Origin of the sequence: Virgibacillus sp. L01, from assembly GCF_052246775.1 — a bacterium.
In the GTDB taxonomy this organism is placed as follows: Bacteria; Bacillota; Bacilli; order Bacillales; family Amphibacillaceae; genus Lentibacillus.
The window spans coordinates 237140-257871 of the sequence record NZ_JBQQCP010000004.1; the positions used below are offsets into that span (position 1 = coordinate 237140).

The window sequence follows — 20732 nt, forward strand, 5'->3', positions numbered from 1 at the left end:
TATTGTGAGGGATATGAATGACAAATATAAAATGTGAGTGCGGGCATGTTAACCCAGAGGGTACGGTTCTGTGTGAGGCTTGTGGCAAGCCAATAGAAGGAAATCAGCATATTGATGGAAATGATAAAAAGAAACTGTTAAATATGCGGTATGATGGAAGTGCGCGCAGGTCACAAACATATAACAAGTCAACTGTTGACAAAATATGGAATTTCTTCTCTTCTGTTAGAGTTGGGGTATGGTTAATTGTATTAGCTCTAATTGCATCAGCAATGGGAACTATATACCCGCAGGAAATGTATATACCTGCAGACGCTGCTTCGAGAGATCCTGCTGTGTTTTATGAAGACCGATACGGGATTCTTGGTCAAATCTATTACCAATTGGGCTTTCACAACTTGTATGGATCATGGTGGTATATGTTGCTTATTGCCTTAATCGGAATTTCTCTGGTGATTTGCAGTATTGACAGGTTCGTGCCGTTGTATAAGGCATTAAAAATACAAAAGGCAAAACGTCACGCCTCATTCCTTAGCAGACAGCGATTATATAGTAAAACAGATCAAGTTAGTACAGAGGAAAAGAGTACTGTTGTGTCACGTTTGAAGAAAAATCGTTATAAGGTTACGCAAGATAATGGACATGTTTTAGCAGAAAAAGGTCGATTCTCACGTTGGGGCCCTTATGTAAATCATATCGGACTGATTATTATTCTGGGAGCAGCGTTACTGCGTTTTACTCCATTCATGTATCTTGACGAGTATGTTTGGGTAAGAGAAGGGGAACAAACCGTAATTCCAGGAACTAAAGGTGAATATTACATAAAAAATAAAGACTTTATTCTAGAAACGTATGGTGAGAATGATGAGCGTTTTCAGAAGGCTATCAAGAAAGAAGGAATGGTTCCTAAAAACTTTCAAACCAATGCAGTTGTTTATAAGGAATCCGGGGAAACTTTACCAGGAGAAGACCCTAAACTTGAGAAGGTTGCTGAGGATGAAATACGCATGAATCACCCACTTAAGTTTGATGGGTATACACTCTACCAAGCTGGCTATCAAATGAACGAGTTTTCCAGTATGTCCTTTAAAATTCATAAGACAAATGATCCAGATGAGAGTTCTCTTGGTAATTTCCAAATAGACTTAACATCGCCACAATCGGAGTATGAATTAGACAGTGGTTTTAAAGTTGTTGTTAATCAATATTATCCAGATTATTATTTGGATGATGGAGAACCAAAATCGAAAACAGATTATCCAAGAAATCCAGCATACGTGTTTTCTGTACATCCACCTGATGGCAGCGAGCCGGAAATGAGTTTTGTTGGAATTGGGAAAAATGTGGATGCAACTGGAGAGAATGACTACAAACTGGGGATTCAGGATTTCAAAATGCGTGATGTAAGTGGGATAACAGTAAGACGTGACTATACACTACCACTATTTGTTGTAGGTGCCTTTATATTTATGTTTGGGGTAATACAAGGAATGTATTGGCAACATCGCAGAATTTGGATACACCCTAAAGGGGAAGGAATTCTATTAGCTGCTCACACTAACAAAAATTGGTTTGGTGTGAAGAAGGATATTGAAAAAATAATTGAGGATACAGATATAAAAATGGCTGACGATCAACAGGAATTGGATGATTAATAACGTAATAAGAATCAAGGAGGATATACATGGACTTTTTAAGTATTAGTAGTACGATGCTATATACAGCTTTTATCCTGTATTTGATCGCTACGTTTTTCTTTGGCGCGACAATTAAAGAAAAAAGAACGGAAAAGAATAAAGGAACAGCCGGAAAAATAGCAATTTCCATAACAATTATCGGCTTTTTAGCACAAGTTGTTTATTTTATAACAAGATGGATAGCAAGTGCCCATGCCCCCGTTAGTAATCTGTTTGAATTTATGACGTTCTTTGGTATGGGGTTAGTGCTTGCTTTCATTATCATCTATTTTATTTACAAGCTTAATATCTTGGGGTTGTTTGCATTACCGGTTGCAATGATAATAATTGCCTATGCGAGTATGTTTCCAACCGAGATTGCCCCTCTGGTACCGTCGCTGCAAAGTCACTGGCTATATATTCATGTAACAACAGTGTCTCTTGGAGAGGCAATTCTATCGATAAGTTTTGTTGCAGGTCTGATTTATTTAATTAGACAAGTCGATCAATCAGTTAGGAGTAAGCGTACTACGTGGTTAGAAATCGTATTATTTTCTCTGGTTGTATTTATTGGCTTCAGTGTAATTACTGTAATATTTAACGTTTCTGGATACAGTGCTCAATTTGAATATACAGTAAATAATAGTACAGTTAGTACCGACTATCATTTACCTCCTATTGCTGGACCTAATGAAGGTACTTTGATAACCGGTGATAGGATGGAGGCATTATTTGACGCGCCGGGGTGGATGTATGGTGTCGATGCAGCCAGGAAATTTAATACAATTATATGGTCAGTACTGACAGGTTTGGTTATATATGGAATGATTAGATTAATCCTGCGTAAAAGAGTTGGTGCAGCAATTCAACCGTTACTTAAGAAAGTAAAACCCGATCTACTGGACGAAGTTTCTTATCGAGCAGTAGCAATTGGTTTTCCTGTTTTCACTCTTGGCGGAATAATATTTGCATCTATTTGGGCTCAAATAGCATGGGACCGCTTTTGGGGATGGGACCCGAAAGAAGTATGGGCATTAGTAACCTGGTTCTTTTATGCAGCATTTCTACACTTGCGATTATCCCGAGGCTGGCATGGTGAAAAGTCTGCTTGGCTTGCGGTTGGTGGATTTGCAATTATTATGTTTAATCTGCTTGCTGTTAATCTGATTTTAGCTGGTCTTCATTCATACGCGTAATGGACTAGCAGTTGGTAAGTTTTTCATTTATACTATTGGTTAGGGGGAACTTAGATGGAATCAAACGCTAAAGTGTTAGTTGTAGACGATGAGGAAAGAATTCGCCGTCTAATTAAAATGTACCTGGAAAAAGAAGAATTAATTGTCGAAGAAGCAGAAAATGGTACTGAGGCATTAGATCTTGCACTACAAAATGACTATGATGTTATTCTATTAGATATTATGATGCCGGAAATGGATGGAATTGAAGTTACACAACAATTACGAAAAAAGAAAATGACTCCTATTATAATGCTTACAGCAAAAGGAGAGGAAGCAAATCGTGTTCAAGGGTTTGAAGTAGGTACCGATGATTACATTGTAAAACCATTCAGTCCAAGAGAAGTAGTTTTACGTGTGAAGGCATTGCTGCGCCGAGTTTCTACGACTAACTTCAATGAAGTGGAGACACCTACAAAAAATCTAATCGTGTTTCCTCATTTGACCATAGATTATGATGCTCATCGAGTTACGGCTGATGATACTGAAGTTAGTCTAACTCCAAAAGAGTATGAATTGTTATGTTTCTTAGCAGAATCTCCAGATAAGGTATTTTCACGGGAGCTTCTGTTAAAAGAAGTTTGGCAATATGAATTTTTTGGGGATTTACGTACTGTAGATACACATGTGAAACGGCTACGTGAGAAACTAAATAAAGTATCTAAAGAAGCTGCTAAGATGATTGTTACTGTCTGGGGCGTCGGGTATAAATTTGAGGTAGATGATGTATAATGTTTTGGCGTAGTGTTGTAGGAAAGCTAGCAATAACGATATTATTGCTAGTTTCTTTTGTATTATTTATATTAACCATTTTACTTTTGGAGTTCTTTGAAAATTTTCATGTTGATCAGGCTGAAAATGATATGATGCAAACTGCAACAAAGGTTTCGCATATGGTAGAGCAATATGATAATCAACAATTGGCCTTAGAGACAGCAGAACGTGTGAAAGATCCAGCCAGCACCTTAGCTATTATCTATGAGAATGGAGATTTATGGTCATCTGAAAGTATTAATAGCGAACTTGGTAAATTGAATAGCCAATGGCTGAAAGAAAAAAATAATTTAATGGAAGTTATCTCCAGTGGTGAAAATGTAAAGAAACAAATTTTCTTACCTGATGGGAATGATAAAGTTATGATTGTTGGTACTCCAGTTAGCAAGGATGGTGCAGTTTTTGTATATCAATCGCTTGATATCGTAAACCAGACGAAAGCTGAAACAACTAAAATTATCTTTCTTGCAGCTGGGATAGCTATTATTTTAACAACTATTTTTGCTTTTTTCCTTTCTACGAGGATAACGTCTCCTTTAATCAAAATGAGGGAAGCAGCTTTTGACCTTACAAGAGGAGAATTCAATACAAAAGTACCAATTTTAACACACGATGAAATTGGTGAACTTGCAATGGCATTTAATCGAATGGGCAGACAATTGAAGTTTCACATTAATGCGTTAAGACAGGAGAAAGAACAGCTTTCAAGTATCGTAAGTTCCATGGCGGACGGTGTTATTACATTTAACCGAAATAGTGATATGCTGATCACAAATCCTCCTGCAGAGCGATTTATTGAAAATTTATATTACGAAAACGATATGAAAGATTCTAAAAGCAATCATAAAGCACCGAAGCCTTTAGATGAAATTTTAACGAATGTTATTCATGATGAAAAAGAAGCTATACATGAAATTAATATACAAGGACGTACATGGGTAATGATTATGACGCCTTTATATGATCAGACATATGTACGTGGAGCAGTGGCTGTTATTCGTGATATGACAGAGGAACGTCGATTAGATAAGCTAAGGAAAGACTTTATCGCAAATGTATCCCATGAACTGAGAACACCTATTTCCATGTTACAAGGATATAGTGAAGCAATTGTTGATGATGTGGCAGAAAGCACAGAAGATAAAAATGAGCTTGCACAAATTATCCATGATGAATCATTAAGAATGGGTCGTTTGGTGAACGAACTGCTGGATTTAGCACGGATGGAGGCAGGTCATATACAGTTAAATAAAGAAAGTGTAGAAGTAGAATCATTTGTTGAGCGTATTTTGAAAAAGTTTAAAGGGTTAGCAGATGAAAATAATGTTAAATTAGATTTAACGAAAGACATTACCAATCATCAAATAAACATTGACCAAGATCGTGTGGAGCAGGTTTTAACAAATCTAATCGATAATGCAATTAGACATTCTAATGAAAATGGAAAAGTTAATGTGATTATTGAGAGCAATACTGCTGATTTTAATGTATCCGTAAATGATAATGGGGGCGGGATTCCAGAAGATGATTTACCATTTGTCTTTGAACGTTTTTATAAAGCAGATAAATCACGCATGAAGAATAGTAAGAAAAAAGGTACAGGACTTGGACTTTCAATTGCCAAAAATATTGTTGAAGCCCATAATGGCTCGATCACGGTTAACAGTAAAGTTAATGAGGGTACAACATTTACGTTTAAACTACCTTTACAAGAGCAGTAAATATGATATGATAATATGGAATTGAATAAAGTTATAGAGCTTGGTGTAATTACTTAATAGGGAATCCTGTGAAAAGCAGGAACTGTCCTCGCAACTGTATGTGAGATACGAAATAAGTGCAAGCCACTGTGTGATTCGTCACATGGGAAGGACTTATAGTAGGCGTGAATCACAAGTCAGTAGACCTGCCAATTCTCTAACGTTTCAGTGCTTCGAGGATGTGAGTGATTGGGAGAACCGAGCACATTGTAAATGATTAATTTTATGTATCGGTTGTCTGCTTAGCTAACTCTGTAGAAGGGGTTAGTTTTTTTATGCAGTAAGGAAGTAATTCTGCCTGCACTCTAAAGATTTAGGGATTCTAGAAAGAAAAATAAACTTGTATAGAATTCTTATAGAGAATGCCGGGTTTTCTATAAATGAAGATATTCGATTGATACTTAGTACTAATTTTTTCAATGTATAGGTTTCCGACGTCCAATTCTCCTCAATATAAAATAGAAATGGAGGAATGGGAAAATGAATAAATGGTTTTTACGTATTGCATCATTACTGGTCGTAATTGGTTTATTGGTCGGGTGTGGTGCTGACGAACAAGGGCAGACAAATAGCCAGGAAAAGGAAAATACAGAAGCTGAGAGCTCAGAGGAACAGAGTGAAGAAACGGTTCGGATTACAATTTCAAAAGGTAAAGGTTCCGAATATATTAATGAAGAAGAGGTTGAAGTTGAAGAAGGGGCAACCCTTATGGAAGTAATGGAAAAGAACTTTGAAGTAAAAACTGATTTTGATGGTGGATTTATAACCTCAATTGATGGTGTTGCACCTAAGGATGGCGAGCAAAAATCATGGATGTTTACTGTGAATGGTGAAATGCCTACAGTTGGCGCAAAAGAATATAAGTTATCACCAGGTGACAAAGTGACATTTGATCTGCAAGCCTGGGAATGATTTAATTGAATACTTATAAACTCACGTTACTAGCACTGCTTGCTGCATTGGCGGTCGTTGGGAGATTCGCTTTTGCATTTCTTCCAAATGTCCAGCCTGTCACATCGTTAATTATTGTTTGTGGCTTATTATTAGGTCCAGTAGCAGCTATATTGCTAGCTATTTTAACTACATTCTTGTCTAATATGATATTAGGAATGGGAATATGGACAATTTGGCAAGTAGTTGCCTGGGCGCTAATCGGAATATTAAGTGGATTCTTAGGAAAATATCCTGCTAAAATTCCAGGATTTATACTAGTGTTTTTTGCGATAATTAGTGGCTATTTATACGGATTTATTATTTCACTGACAACATATTCAGTTACCGGAAAATTTCTTCCGTACTACCTGGCGGGATTACCATTTGACACTTATCACGCAATCGGCAATGGAGTATTTATGATTTTGTTATATCCAGTAATCGCTCATTTTTTTAGAAATTATGCTGAAAAACATTTCTATTTGCAAAATACCAACTAAATTAGGTTGGTATTTTTACGCTTTTCTAATATAGTATTAATAAGCTGTAACTTTATTATGCCATTAATCGACTATATAATTGAACGGGGGATCTTTATGAAGGCCGTTTTTGAGAAATTTTATAATAATTACCATCATGATTTATGCCAATTTATATTTTACATGGTGAAGGATAAAGAAACTTGTGAAGACCTCGTTCAGGAAGTATATATAAAAGTTTTAAAATCCTACGATTCATTTAAAGGTGACAGCTCAGAGAAAACGTGGCTGTTTTCGATAGCACGGCACATAACAATCGATTATTTTCGCTCTCAAAAAAGAAAACGAAATCGCATTCTGGAATTCTTTGACTGGAATGAAAAAGGGGAATTAATTCAAGATCAAAATCCACTCCCAGATGAAATTGCTGTGCAAAATGAACAAATGAAAAATGTTTATCGTTATATGGACAAATGCACATCAGATCAAAAAAGTGTTTTAATATTACGGTACATACAATCATTTTCTATTCAAGAGACAGCAGATATTTTAAATTTCAGTGTCAGCAAAGTGAAGACAACACAGCATCGTGGGCTGAGGACATTGAGCAAATACATAAGTGAAGGAGGAGATGTACTGTGAAAACATTCGACAACAATGAAGAGCAGATTAAGGAATCGTTAGAACAAATGCCAGAAGTAAAAGACAACATGAATAAAGATGTACTTTATCAGCGTATCTCCTCCGAATTAAATTCAGAAAGACAACCTAAAAAGAATAAAAAGCTAGTACTTATTCCTATTTTCAGTACAGTCATGGTGCTATTACTATTAGTCCTTATAATACCTTCAATGATGAATAATGCGATGTTTCAAAACAGCAGCCAAAATAGTAACGCTGATAAAGCGATGGATAGTGCTGGTTCCAATGAAAGTATGGAAGCAAGGGAGGAATCAAGTGAGCTTAAACAGGAAGATAGTGCATCATCATCTGCGAATAGTGACTCAGGAGTATTGATGATGGACACTAATATTCAGTCTTACGTTATACACTCAACAGGCAACAAAATGATAATATATAGTGCTCTTGCTGATCGTCAGGCACAATATGTTGTCCCATTATCACTTGTTGTTCCTAAAACTGATAATGCCGGGAAGTATTATAAAAAGTTAAGTACCTATCTGAATGAGAAGAAATGGGGGCTCAGCGACTATATGTTTCCGGGTGCAGAATTTCAATTAGATAAGCAAAGTAGCCAAGTAAATGTCAACTTGCCAGAAGATTTCTCTGTAACCTCAGGTGCTCAGGCGAATATGTTTCAACGGTTACTGACAACAATGTTTACCCCTTATCAGATTAATAAGGCTGTCTTTAGCCATCAAACTAATCTTGGTCCAATTGGAAAAGTAAAGGAATTATCATTAATACCTTCAAGGGTCTTATATAAACGCTACCAACTATCTGAAGATAAACGTAACTTCCTTGTACAAATACCAGTCGATGATAAAGGGGATATTAAAGCAGCATTTACTGAAATGAGAAATACAGAAGAATCATATAATATTTATCAATCAATACCAGATTATATTGATTTCTCTGTAGAGATGGATAATGACCGGCTTAGACTAAATTTTGATGATAAAAAAATGGTTCTCAATAACCAGGAAACGATTACGATGATAGAAGCAATTCTAATGACTGCAAAGAGTTATGGCTACCAGGAAGTTTTGTTTACAAATTATGCTAATAAAAATATTGGCCCATATAATTTATCTGAGCCAATAAAAGTTCCAGATGGAGTTAATCCGGTAAGAGTTGATAGTTGATTGAGTCAAAGCGTTCCGACAGAAAATCTCTGATAGGAACGCTTTGACTTTTTTAACAATGAGAATTATCATAAAATTATAAGGAATTCTTAACTGCGAAAAATGATTCTATTTCCAACGAGTCTACAGAAAATGTTACTAAGAACTTTTATAAAGCTTATTTTAGGGATGATTTCAATGGAACAAGAAAAGATTATCGATATGATATCATCAAAAGTAAAACTGATACGGGTGGAGTATAATTTTACGCAGGATCAAATGGCAACTGTATTGGGAATATCGAAGAAGTCGCTAGTTCAAATCGAGAAACGGCGAAACAATGCCAATTGGACTATGACAGTAGCGTTATGTGCGCTTTTTCGTAATAGTGAAGTAATTCAGTATGTCATAGGATATGATGTACTGACAATCCTCGAAACAGCAGCGCATAACAAAAGCTGATTCCAAAGATCACGAAACCAGCTTTTAATCCTATTCCTCTTCAAATTTTAGCGGATCACCATTGAACGGTTTATCAGCTATCTTAATAGAATCAGTTGGACAGCCTTCATATGCATCAATCATGTCCTCCTCCAATACTTCCGGTACTTCAGCAGTTCCTTCATTCTTATCCAAAACTACATATGCAATCCCTTCATCATCATAATCATATATATCAGGTGCAGCAGCACCACATGCTCCGCAAGCAATACACGTCTCTTTATCAACAATTGTATATTTAGGCATGAATTAACCTCCAGTATGTTTACAGAAAAAGTCTTGTATAAACCATTGTAAGACTGATTTTTATACATTTCAACTGCTATAATAAATGTTATCATTAAGGAGGAAGGAAACTCTGATAACCGTCACAATTTATTCATAAAGGAGTTTAGAGCATTGTCATTTGATCGTATTGTCATTTCATGTTGCTCCCAATTTAAATCTGGACGTAGTGTTCCAGCAATATATCATCTGCTAAAAGGGAAAAAGTCAATCCAGACCGTTCAGGATGCTCACATATATAAGTTGGATAATTTTTATGGGGTCTATAGGTCGCTAAGGAAGTATAACTTTGATGAAAGAATAGATAAGCTTCTTGCTGAAGGATTAATTTATCTTGATGATGATTCTTCAGCAATCCCAACTCCATTAGGTAATGATTGGTTACAGAAAAATTCGAGTAATATTCCCTTACATTACTTTAATGGAATGAAATACACTGGTTCCGCAACTCTTTTTTTTGAAAGATTGGTGCTTTTAGTTCAAACTATAACAAATAGTGGGAACAATAATCTTAATTTCATACCGGTTGTAGACAAACCAATGGTTACAAATTGGGTAAAAAAGCAATATTACGTTATTAAACAAAACCAGTTTAACTTTCTGCATCAACTATATGATGAATTGTATAGTCTTTTAAACTGTTTTCATGAACAAGAAGCGGGTATGTTTGTAGACAGTTTAACAGGTTTCAAACACTATGGGATGAGTAGTTATCAGCTTGCAGCTAATTATAACCTTAAATTAATAGATATACCTTTGGCATTAACAGGAATCATTCATTATATGTTATTCATGATTGAACAGAATTCAAGCGAATATCCATTATTATTAAGCATTAAAGATGATTTGCCAAAAGCTTCACAGACTTCTAAATCAGCAACTAAAACAAAGGAACTTTTAAATAGATTATATACTCCTGATGAGATTGCAGTTATACGCAACTTAAAGCTGAATACAATCTATGACCATCTTGTTGAAATTGCACTTTATGATAAACAATTTCCGCTTGAAAAGTACATTAATAAACAAGCCCAACAGGACATATTAAATGCAGTAGGCAAATTGAAATCCTATAAATTAAAGGAGATAAAACAAGAGATTAGCAAGGAAATAAGCTATTTTCAAATAAGACTTGTGTTGGCTGTTGAAAATATAACGTGATCAGGTGATAGATATGAGTGTAAATTTATTAAGAAAAGACATATTAAATCAATTTAATATTACATCATTTCGAGAAGGCCAAGAGGAGATTATTAATGATGTGATGCACGGAAAAGATGTATTAGGAATTTTACCAACAGGATCAGGAAAATCCTTGTGTTACCAGTTACCTGCCACAATTATGGAAGGAGTAACAATTGTAGTATCACCGCTAATCTCATTAATGCAGGATCAGGTAAAGCAATTAAAGTCAACAGGTTTTAAATCTGTTATTGCGTTAAATAGCTTTCTGGATCCAAACGAGAAAAAACGTGTATTTCAGCAGCTGAATGATTATAAGTTAATATACATATCACCGGAGCTTCTGCAGCAGGCCCAGACAATCCACTACTTTAAGACTATTAAAATTAGTTTATTTGTGATTGATGAAGCACATTGCATATCACAGTGGGGTCATGAATTCAGACCTGATTATTTACGATTAGGTACTGTTTTAGCGAATATGAATAATCCCAAGGTCTTAGCATTAAGTGCAACAGCAACCAGAGAAGTTCAGGAAGATATAATCTATTCACTAAACAGGCCCAATATCATGAAACATGTATATCCAATGGATCGTGAAAATATTGCTTTTACTATTGAAAAAGTAAATAAGGATAGTGAGAAACAGGAGTTTATTGTTAATCTCTTAAAAAAGAATCGTGTACCTACATTAATATATTTTTCAAGCAAACGTAAAACAGAAGAAATTGCAGCATTTCTGTCTGAAAATATTCCTTCCCACCGTATTGCTTTCTATCATGGTGGTATGGACCAATTAGACCGGATTACAATCCAGCAGCAGTTTATGAATGATCAGATAGATGTAATCTGTTGTACAAGTGCGTTTGGGATGGGGATCAATAAGCACAATATCCGACTTGTACTCCACTATCATTTTCCGCTTCAAATTGAATCCTATATACAGGAAGTTGGACGGGCGGGTCGGGATGGTGAATCAAGTGTAAGCCTTTTGTTTTACGCACCGGGTGATGAACTCATTCCCAATTCAATCATTGAAAATGAGTTACCAGCAGTTGAAAAATTAGATACAATCTTCATGAACCTCTATCAGCTATTTAGAAAATCATCAACATTTCTGTCGAATAAACACCTGCAGGAAGAATTACAGTTAAATGAATCAGAATGGCGATTTCTGCACTATCAGATGGAGATACATGGTATAATTAAAGGGAATATAATTGTTTACCAAAAGGAAAAATGGAAAAATGCATTAAGCGATATAAGTGCTCTTATTGAAACAAGGAAATCGTTAAAAGAACGAAAATTGAAAGAAATTATCGATTGGATTCATGAAGAGGAGTGTTTACGAAAGCACCTTTATAAAAGTTTTCAGGATAGTTATAAAACTCCAATGTATGGCTGTTGTACAAATTGCGGTTTTACAATAAATGACTGGAACGCGAAACAAACGGAAGTAAATCATACAGCACATACCTGGAAACATAAGTTACAGAATCTACTGTTATTTGGAGATCAGGATGCCTAATCAAAGTGAAATAATAAAACGAATGACTGATAAAGAATTAAAAAAACAAATAATTTTTTCACAGTTGGTATTACTTGTGATTAGCTTACTCTCAAGTTTAATACTATTTGATAACATGGCAGACTGGTTTGTTCTATTTCACTTTAACTTACAAGATATAGCATACTATGGAGTATTGCCGGGAATTATCATTGTCGCTATTGATATAATCTTCATTTATCTTTTTCCGAAAAAATACTATGATGATGGTGGTATAAATGATAGAATTTTTAAAAACCGCTCTGTCTTAGCGATTTTTACAATTTCCTTACTGGTAGCCATATCTGAAGAGTTACTATTTAGAGGAGTTATTCAAACTACATTCGGTTTTGTAGTTGCTAGTACTATTTTTGCGCTTGTACATATTCGATATTTAAAAAAGCCCGTATTGTTACTATCTGTATTAATTGTAAGTTTTTATATTGGCTATATTTTTGTACTTACGGAAAATCTGTTTGTTACAATTACTGCTCATTTTTTTGTAGATTTTTTATTAGGGTTAGTTATTCGCTTCAAAGGTGAGGTGTTGTATAATGAGTGAAAAGACAAAAGAACATAATGATCAGGCAGATGAATTACGAAAACTATTTAACGAAGTTCAAGAAGAAAGTCTACAATCTGCACCAATAAATAAAAGTGAAGGTGAAAACGAAGGTTCTGAAATAGAGCAGCATGAACGTGGAGTTGATATATTAGATCTGCCACCACGCAGCCAAGTGCATAGTACAAGTAATAAGCGGACAAGGGTTAAGTTAAGCAGGGCATCTCAACGCTTAATTATTGTTGTCGTAATCTTTTTAGCATTTTTAAGTGGAGCATTTTATCTATGGGGCCAGGAACTGATGGAGGTTATTATAAATATATAGTAAAAAGGTGCCGTTTGATAGACACCTTTTGATAAAGTTAGAATATAATCTTCTTATCCCTTTCCTCTTTAAGGATCTCGACGGCTTCCCTGAAACGTAATGAGTGTACAACCTCACGTTCGCGGAGATATTTTAAGCCATCATTAAGATCCGGATCATCGGATAAGTTAATAATCCATTGGTAGGTTGCTCTTGCCTTTTCTTCTGCAGCTATATCTTCATATAAGTCTGCAATTGGATCTCCTTTTGCTTGAATATAGGTTGCTGTCCATGGTGCCCCAGCAGCATTATGGTAAAACAAAGCCTTGTCATGGTTGGCATAATGGGCACCAAGGCCAGCTGCTTCCATTTGTTCTGGGGTGGCATCTTTCGTGAGTTTATAGATCATAGTTGCTATCATTTCGAGATGGGCAAATTCTTCTGTACCAATATCGGTAAGTAACCCAATTACCTTGTCAGGAATGGTATATCGTTGATTTAAGTAACGTAATGCCGCAGCTAATTCACCGTCTGCTCCACCGTATTGCTCAATTAAAAATTTAGCAAGATGGGGGTTACATTCGGTGACTTTAACAGGGTATTCCAGTTTTTTTTCATAATACCACAAAATATCTCCTCCTATATATCAGATATTCCATTAAAATCAAACCTGCCACGGCCATGGGGTGTTATCCCAATCCCATGGGTAATTAGAGTAGCTTCTTCCGTATTGCATTAATGGTCCGAATTTTTTTTCGAACTTAATTTTGAGTTCTTTGCTTTGTTTTGCGAATAAATTAAATTGTTCAATTGCATCATAGTCTTGAGGGTGTGTATCTAAATATAAAGTTAATTCGACCAATACAAAATCGACTGATTGAATTTCCTCGAGCAATTGGTAATATTCAGATGAGAGCACCTTATTCATCACCATCACCTCTTTTTTCGGGGCCAGGATAGGGACTGTATAACACTTTCCACAGTGTTCCATGATAGAGAGCTTCTTTTGGTTCAAATTGCTCTAGTCCCGGGGGTTGAAAGTTAATATATAATTCAGGTGGGGTTGAGAAGCTTTTTACTTTTATCGGTGGGCACGGATCAAACGGGCTTACGTAAGGTTCCCAGAATTTATATTGTGTGAACATAAAATTCTCCTTTCGAAATAATAATTATCCACTTCTATTCATGGTATGTATGGATATGGATGTCCTATTCAATTATTAATCATGGAGTTACATATCTTTTAAAATAATTAATTGGTAGTATGAATTTGTTCGGCAGAAAGGAGGATAACAATGACTTATATTATATCTGCTTGTGTACTAATACCCTTTGTGCTGATATTGTATATGTTATTCAAGGCTCATCATGATACAATTGAGAACCGAATAATAACAGCTAATGAGCTATTGACTGAATTTAATTTGTTTTTTATATCTGACATACACCGGAGAAATATTAGTACTAACACGTTACGGTCCATACAGAAAGAAATTAATCTAGTTGTAATTGGTGGGGACTTAACAGAAAAAGGTGTGCCAATTGACAGAACAAGGGATAATATCCGCAAATTAAAGCGATGGGATGCTCCAGTATATTTTGTATGGGGAAATAACGACTATGAGGCATTTCCGAGTGAAATTTACCGCTTGTTAAAATCGGAAGGGGTAACAATACTGACAAATAGCAATCATGATATATTAATTGACAAGCATATAATAAGCTTGATTGGGCTCGACTGCTGCCAGTACAGTGAAGCACGGATAGACCTTGCCCTGCAAAATGCAAATGGAAATTATAATATTCTTCTGACACATGACCCAACTGCTTTTTATGAAATGGAGGAATCATTTCAAAATAAAATTGACATGGTGTTAGCTGGTCATACGCATGGTGGTCAGATTCGTGTTTTTGGATTTGGATACTTTGAAAAGGGCGGATTAACGAATTTACGAAACACTAAAGTACTTGTTAGTGAGGGCTATGGATATACCAGACTGCCCTTTCGACTTGGGACAAGGTCAGAATGTCATGTATTAACTTTTCAACAATAATAATTATAATGTTCAACAAATACATCAATAGCATATACTATAGTGTTGAAGGAAGTTAAATTCTATTTAATTTTGTTTAGCAGTTTAGATAGGTTAGATACTTCCTACTGCATAAGTGAAATTTATGCTTCCTCTCCGAAGTTTAGGGGTTCAAAGAAAGCAAATACGCTTTCATAAAAGCCTAACGAAAAGCCTAGTTTTCTAAAAATGTATTTATAAAGGAGGATGCTTTATGCGAATTGAACGAGTGTCCGATAGCCAATTTACAATTTTTTTAACCTTTGATGATCTTGTAGATCGCGGATTTACGAAAGAGGATTTATGGCATGACGCTACTAACGTACGTAATTTGTTTAGTGATATGATGTACGAAGCCAGTACAGAATTGGGATTTGAATTGGAGGGTGTTCTCCTCGTTCAAGTTCATTTAATGCAGGCACAGGGAATGCATGTAATCGTGACTCAAAAAATTGAAAATCAAAGTTGGGAAGAGGATTTCATTGAGATGAAAGTTACGTTAGATGAAAGTAAGGAAATGATATTTTCTTTTAAAGAATTCGAGGATATTATTCAAGTATCATCCTACTTATCTGTTATAAATATGGATGGTGGACAGATTTATTATATGAATAGTCGTTACTATATGCTTCTTCATGAAAGTGAACTAACTCCAAAAAATAAAGAGAATATCATTGCAGTCATGTCTGAATTTTCTTCTCCTAGCATAATTACTTCTCACAGATTAAAGGAGTACGGAAAAATAATTATGCAAGGAAATGCTGTCAATCAAATTATGGAGATCTTTTACGATAATTAAAATCGATTAAAAAACACTAGTCTGAAATTGCCTTCAGTCCAAAATCAAATTCGTTACAAAATAGCCGTATTTTATTGCATATTTATCTTGAACGTGTATACTAATCTCTGAGTACAGATATAATAATTTTTTCGATAATCTAGGAGGTAAATTCATGGTAGCCGATAAACCAGCAGATACTGCCAAGGAAGCAATTGATAAACTGGATGTGTTAAATTCAACACGAACTGTTGTAAAAAGTGCATTAGAGAAATTGGGTTACCCTGATGAGGTATTTGAATTGCTAAAAGAGCCCATTCGAATGATGACAGTGAGAATGCCTGTCCGGATGGATGATGGTTCAATTAAAGTCTTCACTGGATACCGTGCTCAGCATAATGATGCAGTTGGTCCAACAAAAGGTGGGGTAAGATTTCATCCTGATGTTACAGAGAAAGAAGTTAAGGCCTTGTCAATTTGGATGAGTTTAAAAGCAGGAATTATGGATTTGCCATATGGTGGAGGTAAGGGCGGTATTATTTGTGATCCACGTGAGATGTCATTTAGAGAACTAGAAGGAATCAGTCGTGGATATGTACGTGCAATGAGTCAGATTGTTGGCCCAAATAAAGACATTCCCGCTCCTGATGTATTCACTAACTCTCAAATTATGGCATGGATGATGGACGAATATAGCCGAATTGATGAATTTAACAATCCAGGGTTTATCACGGGTAAACCTATTGTTCTTGGTGGTTCACATGGTAGAGAAACCGCTACGGCAAAAGGTGTAACAATTTGTATCGATGAAGCCGCTAGAAAGAAAGGGATAGATGTAAAAGGCGCTAGGGTAGTTGTCCAAGGATTCGGTAATGCTGGAAGTTTTTTGGCGAAATTCTTACATGATGCTGGAGCAAAAATAGTAGGAATCTCTGATGCATATGGCGGATTACACGATCCTGATGGTCTGGACATTGACTATTTACTTGATCGCAGGGATAGTTTTGGTACGGTTACAAAATTGTTTAACAACACAATTTCAAACCAGGATCTGCTAGAATTGGATTGTGATATTTTGGTACCTGCCGCGGTAGAAAATCAAATAAGGGAAGAAAATGCACATAAGATTAAAGCAAGTATTGTAGTGGAGGCGGCCAATGGTCCAACAACACTGGATGCTACAAGAATTTTGTCTGAACGTGGAATATTGCTTGTTCCAGATGTCCTGGCATCAGCTGGCGGTGTAACCGTATCCTATTTTGAATGGGTACAAAATAATCAAGGTTACTATTGGGAAGAAGAAGAAATTCAGGAAAAACTCAAAAAAATAATGGTTAAGGCATTTAACAATATTTACAATACTGCGGAAACCAGACGTGTGGATATGCGCCTTGCAGCATATATGGTCGGCGTTCGTAAAATGGCTGAAGCAGCTAGGTTCCGTGGATGGGTATAATGATTTAGTATTTTACTTAATAAAACGAAAAAAATGACGAAAAAACTCTTATCATGTATAGTTAGGTAGGAGTTTTTTTTGTAGTTAAGAAGGATGAACCCTTTCTTACTGCATAAGTGCTACTAAGGCACTCGTCACTAATGATTGCACTCAGAGTAAAAGGGGTTTAAGAAAGCAACATGCGCTTTCATAAGTACCCCATTATCCAAGTTTTTAAATGTTATATGTAAGAAAAGGAAGTGCTTTATATGCAAAAAGAAAATACAATAATTATTGGGGGAGGACCTTGTGGAATGTCTTGTGCCATTGAGCTTCAGAATCATGGCATAATACCATTGATCATAGAAAAAGAAAATGTGGTAAACACTATTTATAATTTTCCGACCCACCAGACGTTCTTCAGTTCAAGTGAGAAGCTTGAAATAGGAAATATTCCTTTTATTACTGAAAAACAAAAGCCGGTGCGTAATCAGGCTTTAGCATACTATCGAGCTGTAGCTGAACGTACACAGTTAAGAATTAACACATTTGAGAAAGTTGTAGCAATTAATCCAGGAGTAGATAGAATTCAGTTACAAACCGAAAAGAACACAGGTGAAAGATTGGAATATCAGGCAGAGAATTTAATAATTGCTACTGGCTATTATGACCAGCCGAATAAAATGGGAATTCCAGGTGAAGAATTACCAAAGGTGATGCATTATTTCAAAGAATCGCACCCTTATTTCAATAAGGATGTAGTTGTTATAGGAGGTAAAAATTCAGCAGTTGATGCTACCCTGGAATTGCATAAAGCTGGTGCAAAGGTTACAGTCCTATACCGGGGGGACAAGTATTCTGAAAGTATAAAACCCTGGATCTTACCTGAATTCGATGCGCTGGTCAGAAAAGACATTGTAACGATGGAATTTAACGCTAATATATCCAAAGTAACAAATGATAAGGTAGAGTACAGTGTTAATGGTGAAACGAAAACTATTGATAATGATTTTGTCTTTGCTATGACGGGTTACAAGCCTGATCTTCAGTTTCTGAAAAAGGCAGGCGTTGCAATTGATGAGGAGAATGGCTGTCCCATTTTCAATGAAAGTACGATGGAAACGAACGTGGTGGGAATTTACGTAGCTGGAGTAGTTGCAGCTGGTTATAACAATAATAAGATCTTTATTGAAAACGGCAGACACCATGGCGGACTTATCGCGGAATCTATTATGAAAGAATAGAAAAGCAAAGAGACGGGGACATCACTAAAACTTTCCACTTTAAAGACAAATAATAGCGGGATGGGATTTTTTATGTTTAGAATGTTCATTTCAATGGTTGATCTAATACGTGTTGCCCTAAGGTGCGCGAAGTGTTTTTCCGCAGCGGCTTCATAGCATTTAATCGTTTCTACACTACGTCGCACTTTATATCTAAATCAGAAACAAAACAAAATCCGAACTAATTCGAATTCTATTTCAAGAATTTTGAATCATAGTTCGGATTTTAGTTTGATTTAACACTTTTGTCTTGGCCACTATTATTTGTTTTAACTATAATTCTTTTTCAAAAATATCAGTTAATAAATTGACGTCCTTTGTTTTTTCTAACGCTATCATTAACTTAATTCTTGCTTTAGGCCCGGTTAACCCATTCGACATTATTACACCAATTTCCTTAAGTTGTTTACCGCCACCATCATATCCGTAAGTTGGCTGTACAATTCCTCGGAAACATCTGGATACCAATATAACTGGAATTCCTTTTTTAATAAACACTTGTATTGGCTTAACGGTACCATTAGGCAAATTCCCTTGTCCCAAACCTTCTATTACAAGGCCATGTGGATTGGCCTGGAGAATCGCGTTAAGAATCTGTTCATCCATTCCAGCGTATGCTTTTAGTAAAAATACTTTTTTAGTAATTTGACTTACCGGATGTGAATGCCTGGCTAAGATCGTATGATGAAAAATTATAGATTCTTTTGTTATGATTCCAATTGGACCATACTGTGGGCTTTGAAAAGTTGCTACATTACTTGTTGATGTCTTTGTTACATTTGTTGCAGTATGTATCTCATCGTTCATTACGACGAGTACTCCTTTGTTTGCAGCTTCATGATCTGTTGCTACTCGCAGTGAACTTATTAAGTTATAAAGGGCATCTGAGCCAATTTCATTAGTTGACCGCATTGCTCCAGTAATGACGACAGGTTTCTGTGTTTTAACAACCAAATCCAAAAAATATGCTGTTTCCTCCAGCGTATCAGTGCCATGAGTTATTACAACTCCATCATAGTTATATGTTAACTGGTCAACCTTTTTAGCTAGCTCCAGCATATGTTGTGGAGTTATTTGCGGTGATGGAAGAGAGAATAAGTTAATTTCATCAATATTAGCGTACCTTTGAAAATAACCCGAAAAATCTGTTAATGGGTGGTGTTTGGTTGTATTGACTTCACCTGTATTTTTATTTTCCACCATCGAAATTGTTCCACCTGTATGGATAATCACAATATTTTTCATGTACAATCACCAGCCTAAATTCTATTTTAATTTCTGAAACATAATGATACGATTATATCAAGATAATTGGAGAGAGGTCTTTGTCATGTTAGCTATTGTATCTGCCGGAATAGCACCTGCACTCGCATTAATGTCATTTATTTATTTGAAAGACAGATTCACAGAACCATTTTCACTAATCCTGAAGACGTTTATATTAGGTGCATTGCTCGTATTTCCGATAATGTTTATCCAATATGCACTCACCATAGAGAACGTCAGCAGTAATAATTTCATGCAATCATTCCTGGAAGTAGGTTTTATTGAGGAATTTTTTAAATGGTTCATTTTTCTGTATGTAATTTATCATCATACAGAATTTGATGCACATTATGATGGAATTGTATATGCTGTTTCTATAAGTTTAGGATTTGCTACAGTAGAAAACTTTCTGTACTTGCTTACAAACGGAATCGAATATGCATTTACAAGAGCCCTATTTCCGGTGTCATCACATGCTTTGTTCGGTGTGATAATGGGATATCACTTTGGAAAAGCTAAAGTTAACAGTTATTATAAGAAATGGAATATTGTTTTAGCATTGATTTTACCCATCACCTTACATGGCAGTTATAACTATATACTTAAAACGATAACGAGTAATTGGCTAACATTACTGATTCCATTTATGATTGTACTCTGGATAATCGGATTACGTCGAGTTAAAACTGCAAATCAGTCAAACTTGGAAGATATAGTTCAAAAAAAAAGAAAAATGCAAGCTTGAGATCCTTTGTATCCTATAGATACTGAGGATTTTTTTATTGTTAAAAATCTTAATGAATAAAAAGGGCGTTTAGTTAAAAAATAGGTATCATATGACAATGCATTAGCAGGA

At 35.6% G+C, this 20732-nt stretch carries 22 protein-coding genes, 1 pseudogene and 1 riboswitch; of the genes and pseudogenes, 18 read left to right on the plus strand and 5 right to left on the minus strand.

Going from position 1 to position 20732, the window contains the following annotated elements; all coding sequences use genetic code 11:
* Positions 1–17: 17 nt before the first annotated feature.
* The 9 genes and pseudogenes from resB to ACTWQM_RS10055 all read left to right on the plus strand — a co-directional run.
* Positions 18–1655 carry a cytochrome c biogenesis protein ResB gene (gene resB, locus ACTWQM_RS10015; protein WP_443258031.1) on the plus strand — a complete coding sequence of 546 codons (1638 nt, stop codon included), beginning with the start codon at positions 18–20 and terminating at the stop codon, positions 1653–1655.
* 29 nt (positions 1656–1684) lie between these two features.
* Positions 1685–2872, plus strand: a complete 1188-nt coding sequence (ccsB, locus tag ACTWQM_RS10020; RefSeq protein ID WP_443258032.1) for a c-type cytochrome biogenesis protein CcsB — start codon at positions 1685–1687, stop codon at positions 2870–2872.
* A 54-nt stretch (positions 2873–2926) separates the two neighbouring features.
* Complete coding sequence (locus ACTWQM_RS10025) at positions 2927–3643, plus strand: response regulator transcription factor (protein WP_443258033.1); 717 nt, start codon at positions 2927–2929, stop codon at positions 3641–3643.
* The gene (locus ACTWQM_RS10030) at positions 3643–5406 is read left to right on the plus strand and encodes an ATP-binding protein (protein ID WP_443258034.1); all 1764 of its coding nucleotides are present in this window, start codon (positions 3643–3645) and stop codon (positions 5404–5406) included. Before ACTWQM_RS10025 ends, ACTWQM_RS10030 begins: the two co-directional genes overlap by 1 nt.
* A 23-nt stretch (positions 5407–5429) precedes the next feature.
* A riboswitch (cobalamin riboswitch) is annotated at positions 5430–5613 on the plus strand.
* Positions 5614–5925: 312 nt separating this feature from the next.
* Positions 5926–6357 carry a DUF4430 domain-containing protein gene (locus tag ACTWQM_RS10035; protein WP_443258035.1) on the plus strand — a complete coding sequence of 144 codons (432 nt, stop codon included), beginning with the start codon at positions 5926–5928 and terminating at the stop codon, positions 6355–6357.
* 5 nt (positions 6358–6362) lie between these two features.
* On the plus strand, positions 6363–6878 hold the full coding sequence (locus ACTWQM_RS10040; RefSeq protein ID WP_443258036.1) for an ECF transporter S component: 516 nt from the start codon (positions 6363–6365) through the stop codon (positions 6876–6878).
* A 96-nt stretch (positions 6879–6974) separates the two neighbouring features.
* Positions 6975–7499 (plus strand): RNA polymerase sigma factor SigX, encoded by a 525-nt coding sequence (gene sigX / locus ACTWQM_RS10045; RefSeq protein ID WP_443258037.1) that lies wholly within the window; start codon positions 6975–6977, stop codon positions 7497–7499.
* Positions 7496–8683, plus strand: coding sequence for a hypothetical protein (locus ACTWQM_RS10050; RefSeq protein WP_443258038.1), 1188 nt, complete (start codon positions 7496–7498; stop codon positions 8681–8683). The genes sigX and ACTWQM_RS10050 overlap by 4 nt, the downstream gene beginning before the upstream one ends.
* 177 nt (positions 8684–8860) lie before the next feature.
* Positions 8861–9121: pseudogene (locus ACTWQM_RS10055) on the plus strand (helix-turn-helix transcriptional regulator); the annotation flags it as partial.
* A gap of 33 nt (positions 9122–9154) precedes the next feature.
* On the opposite strand, the gene ACTWQM_RS10060 reads toward ACTWQM_RS10055, so the two are convergent.
* Positions 9155–9409, minus strand: a complete 255-nt coding sequence (locus ACTWQM_RS10060) for a ferredoxin (RefSeq protein ID WP_443258039.1) — start codon at positions 9407–9409, stop codon at positions 9155–9157.
* A 153-nt stretch (positions 9410–9562) separates the two neighbouring features.
* On the opposite strand from ACTWQM_RS10060, the gene ACTWQM_RS10065 reads away from it, so the two are divergent.
* Genes ACTWQM_RS10065 through ACTWQM_RS10080 form a run of 4 tightly spaced genes read left to right on the plus strand, consistent with a single transcriptional unit; the run spans position 9563 to position 13063 of the window.
* The gene (locus tag ACTWQM_RS10065) at positions 9563–10609 is read left to right on the plus strand and encodes a helix-turn-helix domain-containing protein (RefSeq protein ID WP_443258040.1); all 1047 of its coding nucleotides are present in this window, start codon (positions 9563–9565) and stop codon (positions 10607–10609) included.
* 13 nt (positions 10610–10622) lie between these two features.
* A complete protein-coding gene (locus ACTWQM_RS10070; protein ID WP_443258041.1) occupies positions 10623–12158 on the plus strand; it encodes a RecQ family ATP-dependent DNA helicase in 1536 nt (511 codons plus the stop codon).
* On the plus strand, positions 12151–12738 hold the full coding sequence (locus ACTWQM_RS10075) for a lysostaphin resistance A-like protein (protein ID WP_443258042.1): 588 nt from the start codon (positions 12151–12153) through the stop codon (positions 12736–12738). The genes ACTWQM_RS10070 and ACTWQM_RS10075 overlap by 8 nt, the downstream gene beginning before the upstream one ends.
* Positions 12731–13063, plus strand: coding sequence for a hypothetical protein (locus ACTWQM_RS10080; RefSeq protein ID WP_443258043.1), 333 nt, complete (start codon positions 12731–12733; stop codon positions 13061–13063). Before ACTWQM_RS10075 ends, ACTWQM_RS10080 begins: the two co-directional genes overlap by 8 nt.
* A 37-nt stretch (positions 13064–13100) precedes the next feature.
* On the opposite strand, the gene ACTWQM_RS10085 is transcribed toward ACTWQM_RS10080, so the two are convergent.
* The 3 genes from ACTWQM_RS10085 to ACTWQM_RS10095 are packed head-to-tail and all read right to left on the minus strand — an operon-like array spanning position 13101 to position 14187.
* Positions 13101–13670 carry a manganese catalase family protein gene (locus ACTWQM_RS10085; protein ID WP_443258044.1) on the minus strand — a complete coding sequence of 190 codons (570 nt, stop codon included), beginning with the start codon at positions 13668–13670 and terminating at the stop codon, positions 13101–13103.
* Positions 13671–13706: 36 nt separating this feature from the next.
* Positions 13707–13970 carry a spore coat protein CotJB gene (locus tag ACTWQM_RS10090; protein WP_443258045.1) on the minus strand — a complete coding sequence of 88 codons (264 nt, stop codon included), beginning with the start codon at positions 13968–13970 and terminating at the stop codon, positions 13707–13709.
* Complete coding sequence (locus tag ACTWQM_RS10095; RefSeq protein WP_443258046.1) at positions 13963–14187, minus strand: spore coat associated protein CotJA; 225 nt, start codon at positions 14185–14187, stop codon at positions 13963–13965. The genes ACTWQM_RS10090 and ACTWQM_RS10095 overlap by 8 nt, the downstream gene beginning before the upstream one ends.
* 150 nt (positions 14188–14337) lie before the next feature.
* Here ACTWQM_RS10095 and ACTWQM_RS10100 point away from each other — a divergent pair, with 150 nt between their 5' ends.
* The 4 genes from ACTWQM_RS10100 (at position 14338) to ACTWQM_RS10115 (ending at position 18571) form a co-directional block, all read left to right on the plus strand.
* Positions 14338–15096 (plus strand): metallophosphoesterase, encoded by a 759-nt coding sequence (locus ACTWQM_RS10100; RefSeq protein WP_443258047.1) that lies wholly within the window; start codon positions 14338–14340, stop codon positions 15094–15096.
* 232 nt (positions 15097–15328) lie between these two features.
* Positions 15329–15913: a genetic competence negative regulator gene (locus ACTWQM_RS10105; RefSeq protein ID WP_443258048.1), complete on the plus strand. Its 585-nt coding sequence runs from the start codon at positions 15329–15331 to the stop codon at positions 15911–15913.
* Between the two features lie 154 nt (positions 15914–16067).
* On the plus strand, positions 16068–17348 hold the full coding sequence (locus ACTWQM_RS10110) for a Glu/Leu/Phe/Val family dehydrogenase (RefSeq protein WP_443258049.1): 1281 nt from the start codon (positions 16068–16070) through the stop codon (positions 17346–17348).
* 248 nt (positions 17349–17596) lie between these two features.
* Positions 17597–18571, plus strand: a complete 975-nt coding sequence (locus tag ACTWQM_RS10115; protein WP_443258050.1) for a YpdA family putative bacillithiol disulfide reductase — start codon at positions 17597–17599, stop codon at positions 18569–18571.
* Between the two features lie 312 nt (positions 18572–18883).
* On the opposite strand, the gene ACTWQM_RS10120 is transcribed toward ACTWQM_RS10115, so the two are convergent.
* On the minus strand, positions 18884–19855 hold the full coding sequence (locus ACTWQM_RS10120; RefSeq protein ID WP_443258051.1) for an asparaginase: 972 nt from the start codon (positions 19853–19855) through the stop codon (positions 18884–18886).
* Between the two features lie 85 nt (positions 19856–19940).
* Here ACTWQM_RS10120 and prsW point away from each other — a divergent pair, with 85 nt between their 5' ends.
* Entirely contained in the window at positions 19941–20621 is a 681-nt protein-coding gene (gene prsW, locus ACTWQM_RS10125) for a glutamic-type intramembrane protease PrsW (RefSeq protein WP_443258052.1), read from the plus strand.
* The last annotated feature ends 111 nt before the right edge of the window (positions 20622–20732 follow it).